14 protein-coding genes are annotated in these 16,978 nt (G+C 70.0%); 4 read left to right on the forward strand and 10 right to left on the reverse strand.

What is annotated here, in order from left to right:
• Nucleotides 1-137 precede the first annotated feature (137 nt).
• The 5 genes from ftsH to dacB form a co-directional block, all read right to left on the reverse strand.
• Complete coding sequence (ftsH, locus tag ACZ5VQ_RS35280; RefSeq protein WP_383935797.1) at nucleotides 138-2,177, reverse strand: ATP-dependent zinc metalloprotease FtsH; 2,040 nt, start codon at nucleotides 2,175-2,177, stop codon at nucleotides 138-140.
• 212 nt (nucleotides 2,178-2,389) lie between these two features.
• Nucleotides 2,390-2,950: a hypoxanthine phosphoribosyltransferase gene (gene hpt / locus ACZ5VQ_RS35285; RefSeq protein ID WP_143640508.1), complete on the reverse strand. Its 561-nt coding sequence runs from the start codon at nucleotides 2,948-2,950 to the stop codon at nucleotides 2,390-2,392.
• 107 nt (nucleotides 2,951-3,057) lie between these two features.
• Nucleotides 3,058-4,119: a tRNA lysidine(34) synthetase TilS gene (tilS, locus tag ACZ5VQ_RS35290; RefSeq protein WP_362079916.1), complete on the reverse strand. Its 1,062-nt coding sequence runs from the start codon at nucleotides 4,117-4,119 to the stop codon at nucleotides 3,058-3,060.
• A gap of 172 nt (nucleotides 4,120-4,291) precedes the next feature.
• Nucleotides 4,292-5,416 carry a zinc-dependent metalloprotease gene (locus tag ACZ5VQ_RS35295; protein WP_362079913.1) on the reverse strand — a complete coding sequence of 375 codons (1,125 nt, stop codon included), beginning with the start codon at nucleotides 5,414-5,416 and terminating at the stop codon, nucleotides 4,292-4,294.
• Nucleotides 5,417-5,593: 177 nt separating this feature from the next.
• Nucleotides 5,594-7,180: a D-alanyl-D-alanine carboxypeptidase/D-alanyl-D-alanine endopeptidase gene (gene dacB / locus ACZ5VQ_RS35300; RefSeq protein ID WP_469108499.1), complete on the reverse strand. Its 1,587-nt coding sequence runs from the start codon at nucleotides 7,178-7,180 to the stop codon at nucleotides 5,594-5,596.
• A gap of 79 nt (nucleotides 7,181-7,259) precedes the next feature.
• Between dacB and ACZ5VQ_RS35305 the strand changes: the two genes are divergently transcribed.
• The gene (locus ACZ5VQ_RS35305) at nucleotides 7,260-7,751 is read left to right on the forward strand and encodes an inorganic diphosphatase (protein WP_033321679.1); all 492 of its coding nucleotides are present in this window, start codon (nucleotides 7,260-7,262) and stop codon (nucleotides 7,749-7,751) included.
• Nucleotides 7,752-7,855: 104 nt separating this feature from the next.
• Complete coding sequence (locus ACZ5VQ_RS35310; protein ID WP_469108500.1) at nucleotides 7,856-9,511, forward strand: threonine/serine exporter family protein; 1,656 nt, start codon at nucleotides 7,856-7,858, stop codon at nucleotides 9,509-9,511.
• Nucleotides 9,512-9,586: 75 nt separating this feature from the next.
• Here the strand turns inward: ACZ5VQ_RS35310 and ACZ5VQ_RS35315 are convergent, their stop codons facing one another.
• Nucleotides 9,587-10,597 carry a DedA family protein gene (locus ACZ5VQ_RS35315; protein WP_469108501.1) on the reverse strand — a complete coding sequence of 337 codons (1,011 nt, stop codon included), beginning with the start codon at nucleotides 10,595-10,597 and terminating at the stop codon, nucleotides 9,587-9,589.
• Between the two features lie 141 nt (nucleotides 10,598-10,738).
• On the opposite strand from ACZ5VQ_RS35315, the gene ACZ5VQ_RS35320 reads away from it, so the two are divergent.
• Nucleotides 10,739-11,104, forward strand: a complete 366-nt coding sequence (locus ACZ5VQ_RS35320) for a YbjQ family protein (protein ID WP_055610766.1) — start codon at nucleotides 10,739-10,741, stop codon at nucleotides 11,102-11,104.
• 108 nt (nucleotides 11,105-11,212) lie between these two features.
• Here the strand turns inward: ACZ5VQ_RS35320 and ACZ5VQ_RS35325 are convergent, their stop codons facing one another.
• Nucleotides 11,213-11,974, reverse strand: coding sequence for a MerR family transcriptional regulator (locus ACZ5VQ_RS35325; protein ID WP_469108502.1), 762 nt, complete (start codon nucleotides 11,972-11,974; stop codon nucleotides 11,213-11,215).
• Nucleotides 11,975-12,158: 184 nt separating this feature from the next.
• On the opposite strand from ACZ5VQ_RS35325, the gene ACZ5VQ_RS35330 reads away from it, so the two are divergent.
• Nucleotides 12,159-13,565: a glutamate decarboxylase gene (locus ACZ5VQ_RS35330; RefSeq protein WP_469108503.1), complete on the forward strand. Its 1,407-nt coding sequence runs from the start codon at nucleotides 12,159-12,161 to the stop codon at nucleotides 13,563-13,565.
• Between the two features lie 83 nt (nucleotides 13,566-13,648).
• Here ACZ5VQ_RS35330 and ACZ5VQ_RS35335 read toward each other — a convergent pair whose 3' ends face one another.
• From ACZ5VQ_RS35335 to ACZ5VQ_RS35345, 3 genes are all read right to left on the reverse strand, one after another.
• Nucleotides 13,649-14,731 (reverse strand): WD40/YVTN/BNR-like repeat-containing protein, encoded by a 1,083-nt coding sequence (locus tag ACZ5VQ_RS35335; RefSeq protein WP_469108504.1) that lies wholly within the window; start codon nucleotides 14,729-14,731, stop codon nucleotides 13,649-13,651.
• 420 nt (nucleotides 14,732-15,151) lie between these two features.
• A complete protein-coding gene (locus ACZ5VQ_RS35340; RefSeq protein ID WP_469108623.1) occupies nucleotides 15,152-15,901 on the reverse strand; it encodes an ABC transporter permease in 750 nt (249 codons plus the stop codon).
• Between the two features lie 38 nt (nucleotides 15,902-15,939).
• Nucleotides 15,940-16,884, reverse strand: a complete 945-nt coding sequence (locus tag ACZ5VQ_RS35345) for an ATP-binding cassette domain-containing protein (RefSeq protein ID WP_469108505.1) — start codon at nucleotides 16,882-16,884, stop codon at nucleotides 15,940-15,942.
• Nucleotides 16,885-16,978: the final 94 nt, after the last annotated feature.

Genomic DNA, 16,978 nt, shown 5'->3' on the forward strand with positions numbered 1-16,978 from the left:
CGTTCCTGAGCCTGCGACGCGTACGGATCTCGCGTCTCATGTTCGGGCATACAACGATGCCGCGCCCCCCAGGCTAAGACCTGGGGGGCGCGGCATTCGTTCCGGACCTGGTGAGGTGTATCGCACCCGAGTCTGGATCAGCTCTCGGAACGGTCCTCGGGCGCCGACTCGGTCACCGGGAGCGCCTCGGTGGAGGCACTGGTGCTCGCGGTGATCGCGGGGCTGGCGCCGTTCGTCCCGTTCGTCAGTGACAGCTCCCTGGGGGAGAGCACCGGCGGGCGGGTGGACGGCGTGCGCCGGGAGGAACCGGTCCACGCGGGGCGGGCCGGACGCTTGACGAGGGGAGCGAAGACCTCGGCGATCTGCTCCTTGCTCAGCGTCTCCTTCTCCAGCAGCTGGAGGACCAGCGCATCGAGGACGTCGCGGTTCTCGACCAGGATCTCCCAGGCCTCGTTGTGCGCGTTCTCGATGAGCTTCTTGACCTCTTCGTCGACGAGCGCGGCGACCTCTTCCGAGTAGTCGCGCGGGTGCGACATCTCCCGGCCCAGGAAGGGCTCGGTGTTGTCGCCGCCGAACTTGATCGCGCCGAGACGCTCGGTCATGCCGTACTGCGTGACCATCGCGCGGGCCGTGGCGGTGGCCTTCTCGATGTCGTTCGCGGCACCCGTGGTCGGGTCGTGGAAGACGAGCTCCTCGGCCGCGCGCCCGCCCAGCATGTATGCCAGCTGGTCGAGCATCTCGTTGCGGGTCGTGGAGTACTTGTCCTCGTCCGGCAGAACCATCGTGTAGCCGAGAGCACGGCCTCTGGAGAGGATCGTGATCTTGTGGACCGGGTCGGAGTTCGGAGACGCCGCCGCGACCAGGGCGTGTCCGCCCTCGTGGTACGCGGTGATCTTCTTCTCCTTGTCCGACATGATCCGGGTCCGCTTCTGCGGGCCCGCGACCACACGGTCGATCGCCTCGTCGAGCATGTTGTTGTCGATGAGCTTCAGGTTGCTGCGTGCGGTGAGCAGCGCGGCTTCGTTCAGCACGTTCGACAGGTCCGCGCCCGTGAAGCCGGGCGTGCGCCGGGCAACCGCGCCCAGGTCGACGTCCGGAGCGACCGGCTTGCCCTTCTGGTGGACCTTGAGGATCTCCAGACGGCCCTGCATGTCCGGGCGGTCGACCGCGATCTGGCGGTCGAACCGGCCGGGCCGCAGGAGGGCCGGGTCGAGGATGTCAGGACGGTTCGTGGCGGCGATGAGAATCACACCGCCCTTGACGTCGAAGCCGTCCATCTCGACGAGCAGCTGGTTCAGCGTCTGCTCGCGCTCGTCGTGACCGCCTCCGAGGCCGGCGCCGCGATGGCGGCCGACCGCGTCGATCTCGTCGACGAAGACGATCGCCGGGGCGTTCGCCTTGGCCTGCTCGAACAGGTCACGGACCCGGGAGGCACCGACACCGACGAACATCTCGACGAAGTCGGAACCGGAGATCGAGTAGAACGGAACGCCCGCCTCACCCGCGACAGCACGCGCGAGCAGCGTCTTGCCCGTACCGGGAGGCCCGTAGAGGAGCACGCCCTTGGGGATCTTCGCCCCGACGGCCTGGAACTTCGCCGGCTCCTGGAGGAACTCCTTGATCTCGTGGAGCTCCTCGACCGCCTCGTCCGAGCCCGCCACATCGGCGAACGTCGTCTTCGGGGTGTCCTTGGTGATGAGCTTCGCCTTGGACTTCCCGAAGTTCATGACCCGGGAGCCGCCGCCCTGCATCTGATTCATCAGGAACAGGAAGACAACGACGATGAGGACGAAGGGGAGCAGGGACAGCAGGATGCCGACGAAAGCGTTCTGCTTGGTCGGCGAGACCGTGTAGCCGTCCGGAATCTGCTTGTTCTGGTACTTGTCCTGGAGGGTGGTGGCCAGGGCCACGCCCTGGTCGCCGATGTAGCTCGCCTGGATCTTCGAGCTGCCCTCGACCTTTGTACCGTCCTTGAGCTCGATCTTGATGACCTGCTCGTCGCCGGTGGTGAGCTTGGCCTGCTGGACCTTGTTGTCATTGATCGCCTGGACGACCTGGCCTGTGTCCACCGTCTTGTAGCCACCGGACGAGCCGACGACCTGCATCAACACGACCACGGCAAGGACGGCCAGCACGATCCACATGACCGGCCCACGGAAGTATCGCTTCACGTCCATCCATACGGAGCGGTGCCGCCCCGTCCCTCCTGCCATAGTGAGTTTGATAAGACTGTTCTTCGGACGGTACCTCAGCATTGTCACCCGAAGCTGCGCGGTCCGGCTGACAAACCCGTCTACGCATGCTCCAACGGCGCGAAACCCGCTGGGGTTCCCGGACGTCCTACAGGGGTTGGACCCCCGTCAGTGGGACGCCGTCCCTCCAGGGTGCCTCAACCGCCGTAGACGTGAGGCGCGAGCGTACCGACGAACGGCAGGTTCCGGTACTTCTCCGCGTAGTCGAGGCCGTACCCGATGACGAACTCGTTGGGAATGTCGAAGCCGACCCACTCCACGTCGATCGCGACCTTCGCGGCCTCCGGCTTGCGCAGCAGCGTGCACACCTTGAGGGACGCGGGCTCGCGGGAGCCGAGGTTGGAGATCAGCCAGGAGAGTGTGAGCCCGGAGTCGATGATGTCCTCGACGATCAGGACGTGCTTGCCCTTGATGTCCGTGTCGAGGTCCTTGAGGATCCGCACCACTCCGGAGGACTGGGTGCCCGCCCCGTACGAGGACACCGCCATCCAGTCCATGGTGACGGGGGTGGACAGGGCCCGGGCCAGGTCCGCCATGACCATCACGGCGCCCTTGAGGACACCGACGATCAGCAGGTCCTTGCCCGCGTACTCCGCGTCGATCTTCGCGGCCAGCTCGCCCAGCTTCGCGTCGATCTCTTCCTTGGTGATGAGCACCGACTTGAGGTCGGTGCCCAGGTCTTTCGCGTCCACCCGCATCACTTTCGGTCGTCCCACCGGCTGCTTCCCGGCCCTCCCCGAAGAGGAGCCGCTCCCCGAAGGGGTTGCCCTCCGGGGCGGGTCGCTCCCCGAAGGGGAACCCTTTTTCAGCCTTGCCGAATCACCAGTCTGCCACCCTGCCGCTGGGCGACGACTTTGCCCGGGAGGTTGATGGCTCCCTGACCGCGCCAGCCGGTGATCAGCCGGTCGACCTCTTCGATGTGCCGGGCGAACAGCGAACCGGCGGGCGCCCCGGCCTCGATGGCGGCGCGGCGCAGGATGCGGCGGCGCACGGCGGGCGGCAGAGCGTACAGCTTGGCGCACTCCAGGAGGCCCGTGGCGTCGCGCACGGAGGCCTCGGCCTGGCCCGCCCACGCGTCGAGCGCGTCGGCGTCGTCACGGGACAACTGGGCCGTACGGGCGAGCGCCTCGACGACGCCCTTGCCGAGCGCCTTCTCCAGGGCGGGCAGTCCCTCGTGGCGCAGCCGGGAACGGGTGTACGCCGGATCCGCGTTGTGGGGGTCGTCCCACACGGGCAGGGACTGGACCATGCAGGCCTTGCGGGCGGTCTGCCGGTCGAGGTGCAGGAAGGGGCGGCGGTAGCGGCGGGCGGCTCCCGGCCCTCCGGAGACGGCGGCCATTCCGGACAGGGAACGGATGCCGGAGCCGCGGGCCAGGCCGAGCAGGACGGTTTCGGCTTGGTCGTCACGGGTGTGGCCGAGCAGGACCGCGGCGGCGCCGTGGCGCTCGGCGGCGGCGTCCAGGGCGCCGTAGCGGGCGTCGCGGGCCGCGGCCTCGGGCCCGCCGTCCCGGCCGACGCTGACGGCCACGGACTCGACCGGGTCCAGGCCGAGTTCGTTGAGGCGCAGCACCACCTCCGCGGCGCGCAGGTCGGAGCCGGGCTGCAGACCGTGGTCCACGGTGACACCGCCGGCGCGGATGCCGAGTTTGGGGGCTTCGAAGGCGAGGGCGGAGGCGAGCGCCATGGAGTCGGCGCCGCCGGAGCACGCGACGAGCACGAGCGGCGGGGGCGGCTGCTCGTGCGAAGTGCCGGGGGAGGCGGCTGGGGCGGAGGTGGCGTCAGGGGAGGGCGTGTGGTCGGTGAGGACGTCATGGAGCACGCGGCGGACCGCCAGGCGTATCGCCGCGACCGCAGGATGGGGACCCATGTCCGGTTCCCTTCATGAAATTGTCGGGGGGTGAGCCCGGGGTCGGTCACTCAGAGTGTGTAGATGGTGACAGAACCGGGCCGTTCCCCGAGCATTGCACGCCTACCCATCGCTCACGGTCCCTCGGACGGGTGATTGGAGGGGCGTTCACCTGCCGTCGGCCGGATTCAATTCACGACTCTGCCTTACGGTGCACCCGCGCGACCCAGTCCGCCGGTTTGGCGATCTCCGACTTGGTCGGGAGCGTGTTCGGCGAGGTCCACACCCGGTTGAAGCCGTCCATGCCGACCTCGTCCACGACCGCGCGTACGAATCGCTCCCCGTCGCGGTACTGGCGCAGTTTGGCGTCGAGGCCGAGGAGCTTGCGCAGGGCCAGGTCGAGGCGGGAGGCGCCGCGGGCGCGTCGCTGCTGGAATTTCTCGCGGATCTCGGCGACGGACGGGACGACGGCGGGGCCGACGCCGTCCATCACGAAGTCGGCATGGCCCTCCAGGAGGGACATCACGGCGGTCAGCCGACCGAGGATCTCGCGCTGGGCAGGGGTCTGCACGATCTCGACGATGGAGCGCTGGTCGTCGCCCTCCTCGCCCTCGGGGCGGCCGCCCGCGAGCGACTGGGCGGCCTCGCGGATGCGCTCCAGGACGGTCACGGGGTCGACCTCGGTCTCCCCCAAGAAAGACTGGATTTCGCCCTCGAGGTGGTCGCGCAGCCAGGGCACGGCCGTGAACTGCGTGCGGTGCGTCTCCTCGTGCAGGCAGACCCAGAGCCGGAAGTCGTGGGGCTGGACGTCGAGTTCGCGCTCCACGTGCACGATGTTCGGCGCGACCAGGAGGAGCCTGCCCCCTCCGTTCTCGCCGGCCGGGAGTTCGCGGGTGGCCGGGGCGAAGGTCTCGTACTGGCCGAGGACCCGGGAGGAGAGGAAGGACAGCAGCATGCCCAGCTCGACACCGGTGACCTTGCCGCCGACGGCGCCCAGGACGGCTCCGCCCGGGGTGCTGCCGCGACGTTCCTGCATCTTGTCGAGCAGCGGTTTGAGCAGTTCCCGGAACCCGGCGACGTTCGCCCGGACCCAGCCCGGGCGGTCGACGACGAGGATGGGAGTGTCGTGGAGGTCGTCGCCACCCATCCGCGTGAAGCCGCGGACGTGCTCCTCCGATGCCTTTGCGTGCCGGCGCAGCTCCGCGACGACGGCCCGGGCCTCGTCGCGGCTCACTTCTGGGCCCGGCCTTACGAGCCGGGTCGCGGTCGCCACCGCGAGATTCCAGTCGACCATCTCCGCACCACCGATGCTCGTCATGCAGTCAACCGTACGTGAGCGCTGCCGCTTGGGGCAGGGAGTGGGACGGTGGGGCTGTAGGCAGTACCTCGGCTGCGGGTCGGCTGTGGCTGAGCGCGCCCACGCGGCGGAGCCGCATATCGACACACCCCGCGCCCCTGTCGGCTGCCCCTGCGGGGCTCGCCGACAGAGGCGCTCTCAGTTGCAGCCGCAGGTCGCCAGCGTCGATGCCAGGGCGTCCAGGCCCTTCTGGGTGGCCGTCGGCTCCGTGGGCGGGTCGGAGGCCGTCAGGAAGGCGAAGGCCAGGAGGTGGCCGTCCGTGTCCACGACGGTGCCCGCCAGGGTGTGTACGCCGGTCAGGGTGCCCGTCTTGGCGCGTACGAGGCCGGTGCCGGGCTGGCCGGCGTAGCGCGTGCTGAGGGTGCCGGTGAAACCGGCCACGGGGAGGCCCGTGAGGGCGGCGCGCAGCTCCGGGTGGGCGGGGTCGGCGGCCTTGGCCAGCAGGGCGGTGAGCAGGTCCGCGGTGAGCTTGTCGGCACGGTCCAGGCCGCTGCCGTCGGCGAACTGCGCGCCCTTGAGAGGCAGTCCGAGCTTCTTCAGCTGCTTGCGGACGGCGGTGCCGCCGCCCTTGAAGCTCGCCGGTTCGTCCGCGGCGACGGCCGTCTGGCGGGCCAGTGCCTCGGCGATGTCGTTGTCGCTGTTGGTCAGCATGCGTTCGACCAGGGCGGACAGGGGCGGGGACGTCACCGTGGCGAGGGCCTTGGCTCGGTCGGTCGCCTTGGAGGGGCCGGGGACCGTGGTCTTGATGCCTCGGTCCTTCAGCAGGTCCGCGAACTTCTTCGCCGCGTCGGCCGCCGGGTCCTCGCTGCGCTTCGCGGTGCCGCTGGAGGTGTCGTCGAGCCGCCCCTCGTCGGCCATCAGGGCGGTGACCCGGGCGACGTTGGTGTTGTCCAGCCCGATGGGGTGCACGTCGGGGCCCTCGTACAGCGAGGTGTCGTACGAGAGGGTCACCTCGTCGGTCTTGCGGTCCTTGAGGGCGCGGGCGGTTTCGTCGGCGAGGGTGCGCAGGCTCGCGTTACCCTCCGCGTCCTTGCGGGCCGTCAGCGTGGGATCGCCGCCGCCGACGAGGACGACCTCCTTGGTGTCCGGTTCCAGGACCGTACGGGTCGCGATGCGGTGGTCGGCGCCCGCCGCGGTGAGGGCCGCGACGGCCGTGGCGATCTTCGTGGTGGACGCCGGGGTCAGCGCGTCGTCCGCGCCCTTGCCGTACAGGCGCTTTCCGGTGGCCAGGTCGACGACGGCGGCCGCGCGTTCGGAGCCCAGCGCGGCGTTGTCCAGGAGCGGGCCGAGGACGTCGGCCAGGGCCTTCTCCGTGGGGGACGGCCCGGCGCCGACGGAGCCGCCGAGTCCGGTGAGCACGGACGCGGCGCTGGGGGCGGGCGCCGGCGCCTTTCCGGACGTACCGGACACATGACCGTGATCTGCGCCACCTGCGCGCCCCTGCGATGCGGCCCAGTCGCGCTCCGCCGTACGCTGACCGGTGGAGTCCCAGGGCCCGGCCGCAGTGACCACGGTGGCCGCCACGACGAGTCCGAGGGTGGCGGCGCCCGCCGTGAACTGCACGGTCGACGGCTGCGTGACCAGCGGCTTCACGGCTCCTGCGGCCCGGACGAGCGGTGGCTTCACTGCTCCCACGGCCCGTACGAGTTGCGGTCTCACGGACCGCGCGACCCGCACCACATGCGGTCTCGCGGCCCGCCAAGCCTTCAGCTCTGGCACGACCACCAGCCCCTTTCGCGATCACACACCTGCGTGAGGGACACTTAACCACCAGAACTATGTGCTGATCATGGAGGAGCCACCGGTGGAGTTCGACGTCACGATCGAGATTCCGAAGGGTTCACGGAACAAGTACGAGGTGGACCACGAGACCGGTCGGATCCGTCTGGACCGTCGCCTCTTCACCTCGACCAGTTACCCGGCCGACTACGGATTCGTCGAGAACACCCTCGGCGAGGACGGCGACCCGCTGGACGCGCTGGTCATCCTGGACGAGCCGACCTTCCCCGGCTGTCTCATCCAGTGCCGCACGATCGGCATGTTCCGTATGACGGACGAGGCCGGCGGCGACGACAAGCTGCTGTGCGTGCCCGCGCACGACCCTCGCGTGGAGCACCTGCGGGACATCCACCACGTGTCGGAGTTCGACCGTCTGGAGATCCAGCACTTCTTCGAGGTCTACAAGGACCTGGAGCCGGGCAAGTCCGTCGAGGGCGCCAACTGGGTGGGCCGTACGGACGCCGAGGCCGAGATCGAGCGGTCCTACAAGCGGTTCAAGGAGACGGGCGGTCACTGACCCCTGTGGCCTGAGGGCCGCGTGACCCCCACGGGGTCGCGCGGCCCCTTTGTCTGTCAGTGCGCATACTGAGGCGTACTGGATGTGCGATTCAGGAGTCGTGGGTGACCGAGCCGGAGGCGGAAGACCGTAAACCGCAGTCGGACGAGGCGAGGAGCGCGTTCGTCCCGCCCGCCGGTGTGGTGGCGCAGCCCGCGCCGGTCGAGGAGGAGTCCTCGACGACGTCGGAGTTCGCGCTTCCCAAGGGGATGGGCGTCCCGCAGGTGCCCGCCACCGACTCGGAGGGGTCGGCGTTCAGCACGCCGAGGACGTACAGCGCGAAGCACGCGCCGCCCGCCTTCACCCCGCCCGCCGGCATACCGCGCGTCGACCTCACCAAGGACGTCCCCTGGCAGGACCGGATGCGCACGATGCTGCGCATGCCCGTCGCCGAGCGGCCCGTCCCCGAGACCGTGCAGAAGGCGGAGGACGAGGGCCCGGCCGTCCCGCGCGTCCTCGACCTGACCCTGCGTATCGGCGAGTTGCTGCTCGCGGGCGGCGAGGGCGCCGAGGACGTGGAGGCGGCGATGTTCGCCGTCTGCCGCTCGTACGGCCTCGACCGCTGCGAGCCGGGCGTCACCTTCACGCTGCTGTCCATCTCGTACCAGCCGTCGCTGGTCGAGGATCCGGTGACCGCGTCGCGGACCGTGCGGCGCCGGGGCACCGACTACACGCGTCTGGCGGCCGTCTACCAGCTCGTCGACGACATCAGCGACGACCAGACCGAGGTCTCCCTGGAGGAGTCCTACCGGCGGCTCGCGGAGATCCGCCGCAACCGGCACCCGTACAGCGGCTGGCTGCTGACCATGGCCACCGGGGGCCTCGCGGGCGCGGCCTCCGTACTCGTCGGCGGTGACGCGATCGTGTTCGTCGCGGCCGCCATCGGCGCGATGCTCGGCGACCGGCTGGCGTGGCTGTGTGCGGGGCGCGGGTTGCCGGAGTTCTACCAGTTCACGGTGGCCGCGATGCCGGCCGCCGCGATGGGGGCAGCGCTCACGATCGCGCACGTCGACGTGCGTGCTTCCGCGGTCATCACCGGTGGGCTGTTCGCGCTGCTGCCCGGGCGGGCGCTGGTGGCGGGCGTGCAGGACGGGCTGACCGGCTACTACATCACGGCGGCGGCCCGGCTGCTGGAAGTCATGTACTTCTACGTCGGCATCGTCATCGGCGTCCTCGTGATCCTGTACTTCGGCGTGAAGCTGGGCGCCGAGCTCAATCCGGACGCGGCCCTGCAGTCCTCCAACCGGCCGGGGTGGCAGATCGCCGCGTCGATGCTCCTGACGCTCTGCTTCGCGGTGCTGCTCCAGCAGGAACGTTCCACCGTGCTGATCGTGACGCTCAACGGGGGCGTGGCATGGAGCGTGTACGGGGCCATGCACTACGTGGGTGAGATCTCTCCCGTCGCCTCCACGGCCGCGGCGGCCGGGCTCGTGGGGCTGTTCGGGCAGTTGCTGTCGCGGTATCGGTTCGCTTCGGCGTTGCCCTACACCACCGCGGCGATCGGGCCCCTGTTGCCGGGGTCGGCCACGTATTTCGGGCTGCTGGCGATTGCTCAGAACGATGTCGACGAGGGGCTGGTGTCGCTGACGAAGGCGGCTGCCCTTGCGATGGCCATCGCCATCGGGGTGAATCTGGGGTCCGAGATCTCTCGGCTGTTCCTGCGTCTACCCGGGGCTTCCGCCGGGGCGCGGAGGGCGGCGAAGAGGACCCGTGGGTTCTGAGGTGCGGGTCCGTTGTGGCTGGTCGCGCCGTTCCCCGCGCCCCTGGAGGGGCGCGGGTCAGATGGCCTCAGTCGGTCAGTTCTGCGGGTAGTTCTGGCCGTACGGGTGGCCCTGGTCCTGGGGGTACTGCTGACCCTGGGGGTACTGCTGACCCTGGTTCTGGTCCTGGGGGTACGGGGCCTGGGGGTACTGCTGCTGGTTCTGGGGCGGGTAGTTCTGGGGGTACTGCTGGGCGTACTGGTCCTGGGGGTAGCCGCCGTAGTTCTGGTCGTAGCCCTGGTCCGGGGTGTAGGGCTGCTGTTGGTACTGCTGGTTCTGGCCGTTGTTCTGGCCGCCGTTGCCGTAGTAGTCGTCCTGGCCGTTCTCGTGGGCCGGGGGGATGCGGCGGAGCTGGGTCGTCCGGTCGTCCATGGCGGGGGCCGCCGGGGGCATGTGGGCCGCCGGGGGCTGCTGCGGGTTCTTCTTGGACTTACTGCGGGCCCGCATGAACTCGATGATGATCGGGACCACCGAGATGAAGACGATCAGCAGCAGGATCGGCTCGATGTTCTTCTTCACGAAGTCGATCTGGCCGAGCCAGGAGCCGAGCAGTGTGACGCCCGCGCCCCAGAGGATGCCGCCGATCACGTTGAAGATCAGGAACGAGCGGTACTTCATGCCGCTGACGCCGGCGATGATCGGCGTGAACGTACGCACGATGGGCACGAAGCGGGCCAGGACCAGGGACTTGGGGCCGTACTTCTCGAAGAACTCGTGGGCCTTGACCACGTTCTCCTGTTTGAAGAGGCGCGAGTCCGGCCGGGTGAAGAGCGACGGGCCGACCTTCTTGCCGAACATGTAACCCGCCTGGTCGCCGAGGATCGCGGCGATGCAGATCAGGATGATGGCGGCCCACAGCGGGAAGTCCAGCTGGTTCGACGTGATCAGCAGACCCGCCGTGAACAACAGGGAGTCACCCGGCAGGAAGAAGCCGATGAGCAGGCCGGACTCGGCGAAGACGATCAGGAGCAGGCCCCAGATGCCGAACGAGTCGAGAAGGTAGTCCGGATCCAACCAGCTTGGGCCGAGGGCAAGCGTCGTCGTCACGATTCCGGACTCCTGAAGGGTGGTGGATATGCGGCAGCCGAGGATGTGGCCGACCAAAGTTATCAACGCAGCATGACGTGACCAGGTTCCACCGACTCCTACAGGATGCACTGTGCCCCGACTGGGACAAAGCTGTGAGCCATGGGAATCGAAGAATACGGCGGCGGTCAGGGACCCCAGCCCGACGTACTGGTCGTGACGACGAACGACGTGCCCGGCTACCGGGTCGAGCAGGTCGTCGGTGAGGTCTTCGGGCTGACCGTGCGCTCCAGGCATCTGGGCAGCCAGATCGGCGCGGGTCTGAAGTCGATGATCGGCGGCGAGCTCAAGGGCCTCACCAAGACGCTGGTGGAGACCCGAAACCAGGCGATGGAACGGCTCGTCGAGCAGGCACGCGCGCGGGGCGCCAACGGCGTGTTGGCGTTCCGCTTCGACGTGACCGAGGCGTCGGACGTCGGGACGGAGGTGTGCGCGTACGGCACGGCTGTGGTGATGGTCAAGGAATAGGGCGACGGCGGTACGGGGGTAAGGGGCACCCGCCACTGCGAACGCCCCTTACCGCCCTCCGTCGGCAGGCAGCCGCCGATCGCCTCGGACCTCTTGCCGCCCGCGCCGTCAGGTCCCGTGCCGTGCCGCGTTCGCCGTGATCGCGTCCCTCAGGTGTTCGGCGAGCCCCGGACGCATGGAGTCGTAGAACTCCTTGAACCGCTCGTCCGACATGTACATCTCGCCGAGGCCCCGGTGGATCTCGTACGAGCAGTCGTAGAACCACTGGCTGATGTGCTGCCGGTGTTCCTCGGCCATGTCCATGGCCCGCTCCCCCGTGGCGGGCTCGCCGGCCTCCATGAGGGCGTCGTAGCGCTCGCCCCAGGAGGCGACCTCGGCCTGCATGCGCTTCCAGTCGTCCTTGGTGTAGCGGGCGGCCCGGCGCTGCGACTCCGCGTACGCCTCCGTGCCGCCCCAGCGGCGCTCGGCCTCCTCCGCGTGCTCCTCGGGGTCCTTGTCGCCGAAGACCTCGAACTTCTCCTCGGGTGTGAGGTTGATGCCCATCGTGCGTGCCTCCATTGCGTGCTCCACGGCCGCGGCCATCTTCTGCAGCTTCTCGATCCGGGCGGTCAGCAGCTCGTGCTGGCGGCGCAGATGCGCGCGCGGGTCCGTCTCCGGGTCGTCGAGCAGGGCCGCGACCTCGTCGAGCGGAAAGCCCAGCTCCCGGTAGAACAGGATCTGCTGCAGCCGGTCGAGGTCCTCGTCGCCGTAGCGCCGGTGGCCCGCGTGGCTGCGCTCGCTCGGCACGAGCAGCCCGATCTCGTCGTAGTGGTGCAGCGTCCGCACCGTCACCCCGGCGAAACCGGCGACCTGTCCCACGGAGTAGCTCATCGTCTCCGCTCCCTCCTTTTCGGTACGCGTCTCAGGCTGAGGCCTCACGTCACGTGAGGTGCAAGCCGGAATCCACCGGCCGAATCCGCCGGACCCGAATCCACCGGGTGCCATGCCGGTTTTACCCGCTTATGACGAGGTGCTGGCCCACCATGGAGGCCCGACCTCACCGACCGGAGGACCCATGCCGCTGCACACCGGCCCCGAGCAGCCCGACGAGCGTCCCGCGACCGTCAACCCCTTCTACGGGCAGGCAAATCCGGTCGGCGGCATGACCGAGGCCCCGCCCCAGCACCGGCTGCCGGACGGGCCGCTGCCGCCCTCCACCGCGTATCAGCTGGTGCACGACGAGCTGATGCTGGACGGCAACTCCCGCCTCAACCTCGCCACCTTCGTCACCACCTGGATGGAACCCCAGGCCGGGGTGCTGATGACCGAGTGCAGCGACAAGAACATGATCGACAAGGACGAGTATCCGCGCACGGCCGAGCTGGAGCGGCGGTGTGTGGCGATGCTCGCCGATCTGTGGAACGCACCCGATCCGTCCGCCGCCGTGGGCTGTTCGACGACGGGGTCCAGCGAGGCGTGCATGCTCGCGGGCATGGCGCTCAAACGCCGCTGGACCAAGCGCAACGCCGACCGGTATCCGGGGGCCCGCCCCAATCTCGTCATGGGCGTCAACGTCCAGGTCTGCTGGGACAAGTTCTGCAATTTCTGGGAGGTCGAGGCCCGCCAGGTGCCCATGGAGGGCGACCGGTTCCACCTCGACCCGCAGGCCGCCGCCGAGCTGTGCGACGAGAACACCATCGGCGTCGTCGGCATCCTCGGCTCCACCTTCGACGGGTCGTACGAGCCGATCGCCGAACTCTGCGCCGCCCTGGACGAGTTGCAGTCGCGCACGGGTCTGGACATCCCCGTCCACGTCGACGGCGCGTCCGGCGCGATGGTCGCTCCCTTCCTCGACGAGGACCTGGTCTGGGACTTCCGGCTGCCGCGCGTCTCCTCCATCAACACCTCGGGACACAAGTACGGCCTGGTCTATCCGGGTGTCGGCTGGGCGCTGTGGCGCTCGGCCGCCGAGCTGCCGGAGGAGCTGGTCTTCCGGGTCAACTACCTGGGCGGTGACATGCCGACCTTCGCGCTCAACTTCTCCCGGCCGGGGGCGCAGGTCGTGGCGCAGTACTACACCTTCCTGCGGCTGGGCCGCGAGGGCTACCGGGCTGTTCAGCAGACGACGCGGGACGTCGCCCTGGGGCTCGCCGAGCGGGTCGAGGCGCTCGGCGACTTCCGGCTCCTCACCCGGGGCGACCAGTTGCCGGTGTTCGCCTTCACAACGGCTCCGGGCATCACCGCGTACGACGTCTTCGACGTGTCCCGGCGCATGCGGGAGCGTGGCTGGCTGCTGCCGGCGTACACCTTCCCCGAGAACCGGGAGGACCTGTCCGTGCTGCGGGTGGTGTGCCGCAACGGGTTCTCGTCCGACCTCGCCGAGCTGTTCGTGGAGGACCTGGGCCGTCTGCTGCCCGAACTGCGCCGGCAGCAGCATCCGCTGACCCGGGACAAGGGGGCGGCGACCGGCTTCCACCACTGAGCCGCCCTTCCCGGCACGGTCGTCCCTTCCGGCACTGGCCCCGCGGCTGCCTCCATCACCTCCGTTGCCTCCGCCGCCTCCGGTCAGTCGCCGTCCCCCAGTTCGAACCGGTGCCAGTGGATGCCGTCGGCGGATATCCGGAAGGCCCCGGCGCCGAAGCTGTCGGTCCACAGGTGGCCCAGCGGCGTCGCGGAGACGGAGCCCGAGATGCCTCGCCCGCCGCTGCCCCGCTGGAAGGTGCGGCCGCCGTCGGTGCTGCGCCAGACGCCGTCCTCGCCGTGGACGGTGAGGCTGCCGTCGGCGGCGGCCACCAGGTCGCCGAGGCTGGAGCGGGGCTCCACGCCTTTTCGGTGCCTCCAGACGCGCTGCCAGGTGTGGCCGGCGTCGGTGCTGCGGTGGATGGCCCGCAGGCCGTTCTTCACGGTGTCGTCCTCGGGCAACTGGCCCGTCTCCAGGGCATACAGCGTGCCGTCCGCCTCTGTCACGCGCACGTGTGATGCCCGGTCGGCGCCCGGGAGCGGGGCCCTCCTCCACGTGCGTCCCCGGTCCTCACTGGCGGCTAGCCCGGGCCGGCCCGTTCGCGGGTCGTCGGCCGCGGCGAAGAGCACGTCTGTCCCCTCTGGCGGGTTCGCGGCTCCGCCCGTGAGGGCGACCTCCCCCGCCGGGCTCACCACGCCTTCCAGCGGCGGCTGCGTGGCCAGCACGCGGAACTCACCCGTGTCGGGCAGAACGACGAGCAGTCGGGACCGCTCGCAGTAGCTGTTGTCGTCCAGCACCTTCACGCAGTCCTGGACCAGAGCGCCTCCCTCGGGCACCACCGGGATCGTCCCCGAGGGTTTCTCCGAGCCCGTCCGCCAGGTGCGGCCGCCGTCGGCCGTGAACCAGGTCCGGTACGTCGGCGGCCAGACGCCCTCGGTGATCAGCGCGCGGCCGGGGCCCAGTCCGGTGAGCCCCACCGTGATACCGAGATCGCCCGTCACGTCCGGCAACGGTGAGCGCACCGGGCGCCAGGCGTCCGCTCCCCTGTCCAGTACGGCCACGCTCTGCCGGCAGCGCTTCTCGCCGCAGTGCGCGAAGAGCGCGAAGCCGCTGCCGTCCGCCGCGAAGTCGACGCCCGACGGACTGCCGGGCAGTTCGGGTGCCGACGGGATCCGGGGAGGCGTCACCCCGGATCCCGCCGGACCGGCCGTAGCGCCCGAGGTCCCCGCCGACGAGGCCCCGGCGGGCGAAGACCTCGCGGCCCCCGACGAACCGCCCCCTCCCGGCTCGGCCTCGGCGCAGGCCCCCAGCAACGCCGACACCCCGAGCACCGCGGCCAGAACCGCGGCAGCCCTCCTCCTCAGCCCCGACAACCCCATGGAATCCCCCGATCAGCGACGAACCGATGCCCCGACGCGCTCCCCGCGCAGCGTCTGCTTCTGGTACACCGCTCGCCGCGATCGGGTTCCCATTTCGTCCCGTCGACTTCGCCGCGGGGGTGGCCGACCCGCGCCGGGACCGGCCCGTACCGATGCCTGGTCCGTACCGACACCTGGCCCGCCCGGCGGCCCGGCGGCCACCCCGTACCGGTCCCCGCCCGGAGCCCCCTACCTGCTCAGCGCCCCGAACCTCCGTACCGCCAGCGGGAAGAACACCGCGATCAGGGCCAGCGGCCAGAGCACCGCCAGCAGTTGGGCGTGTTCCGCCGCCCAGGACGTGCTCACCGCGCCGCCCTCGTTGCCGAACAGGTCACGGACCGCCGTGGCCGTGGCGGACATGGGGTTCCACTCGACGGTCGCCCCCAGCCAGCCCGGCATGGACTCGGGGGTGGCGAAGGCGTTGGACAGGAAGCTCACCGGCCAGACCAGGATCTGCACGGTGACCACCAGTTCCGGCTTGCCCGCCACCATCGCCAGGTGGATGCCCATCCACAGCATCGCGAACCGCAGCAGGAGCAGCAGGCCGAGCGCGCCCAGGAAGGCCGCGAAGGAGCCGTGCCAGGTCCAGCCGACCGCGAGCCCGACGCCGACGAGGACCACCAGGGAGAGGGCCGACTGCAGCATGTCCGCGGCCGAACGGCCCACGAGCACGGCGCCGACGGCCATCGGCATCGACCGGAACCGGTCGATGACCCCCTTGTTGAGGTCCTGGGTGACCGCGACCATGGTGGCGTCGAGGCCGAAGGCCATGGTCAGCGCGAACATGCCCGGTACCAGGTACTCGCGGTAGTCGCCCGAGATGCCGCTGCCGCCGCCCATCAGATAGCCGAACATCAGCAGGAGCATCACGGGGAACGCCAGCCCCACGAAGACCTGGACGGGTTGCCGTGCCCAGTGGGCGAGTTCGCGCCGGGTCATGGTCCAGGAGTCGGTGACGGCCCAGCTCAACGACGTACTCACGCGGCCTCCTCGGTCTTGCCGGTCAGGTGCAGGAAGACCTCGTCCAGGGTCGGCCGGCGCAGTGCGATGTCCTCGGCCTCTATCCCGGCCTCCTCCAGGGCGCGTACGGCCCCGGCGAGGGCCGTCATGCGGTCGGTGACCGGGGCGCTGAGGAGGCGGCGGTCGGTGTCCACGGAGAGGGTGGCCTTGTCGAACGGCAACAGGGCCACGGCGGCGCCCAGTTGGCCCGCGTCGTGCAGCACGACGTCGATCCGGTCGCCGCCCGTCTTCGCCTTCAGCTCGTCCGCCGTGCCGTCCGCGATGACCTGGCCCCGGTCGACGACCGAGATCCGGTCGGCGAGCTGGTCCGCCTCCTCCAGGTACTGCGTGGTGAGCAGCACGGTCGTGCCGCCGCCGACGAGGGAGCGCACCGCGCCCCACACCTCCGCGCGGCCTCGCGGGTCGAGGCCCGTCGTCGGCTCGTCCAGGAAGAGCACCTCCGGTTCGGTGATGAGCGAGGCGGCGAGGTCGAGACGGCGCCGCATTCCGCCGCTGAACCGCTTGACCGCCTTGCGGCCCGTGTCCGCCAGGCCGAACCGCTCCAGGAGCTCGTCGGCCCGCACGCGCGCGCGGCGGGCACCCAGGTGGTAGAGGCGGCCGAACATCTCCAGGTTCTGCCGTCCGCCGAGCTCCTCGTCGAGCGCCGCGTGCTGGCCGAGCAGTCCGATGCGGAAGCGCACCTCGTGCGCGTCGGTCCTCACGTCGTGCCCCGCCACCTCGACTCGGCCCTCGTCGGGCCGCAGCAGGGTGGCCAGGATGCGGACCAGGGTCGTCTTGCCCGCGCCGTTCGGCCCGAGCACTCCGTGCACCGTGCCGCGCCCGACGCTCAGGTCGAGCCCGTCCAGCGCGTGCTTGTCTCCGTACCTCTTCCGTACGCCCTCGACGACGATCACGTCGGTCATCGGGCTCCCTTCACTTTCGAGTAATCAAACTTGACTACCAGCGTGCCGGTGAACCGTATGCCCGTCCGGGCACTTAGTCAAACTTGATTAGCGA

The sequence above is a fragment of the Streptomyces sp. NPDC033178 genome, assembly GCF_055577685.1.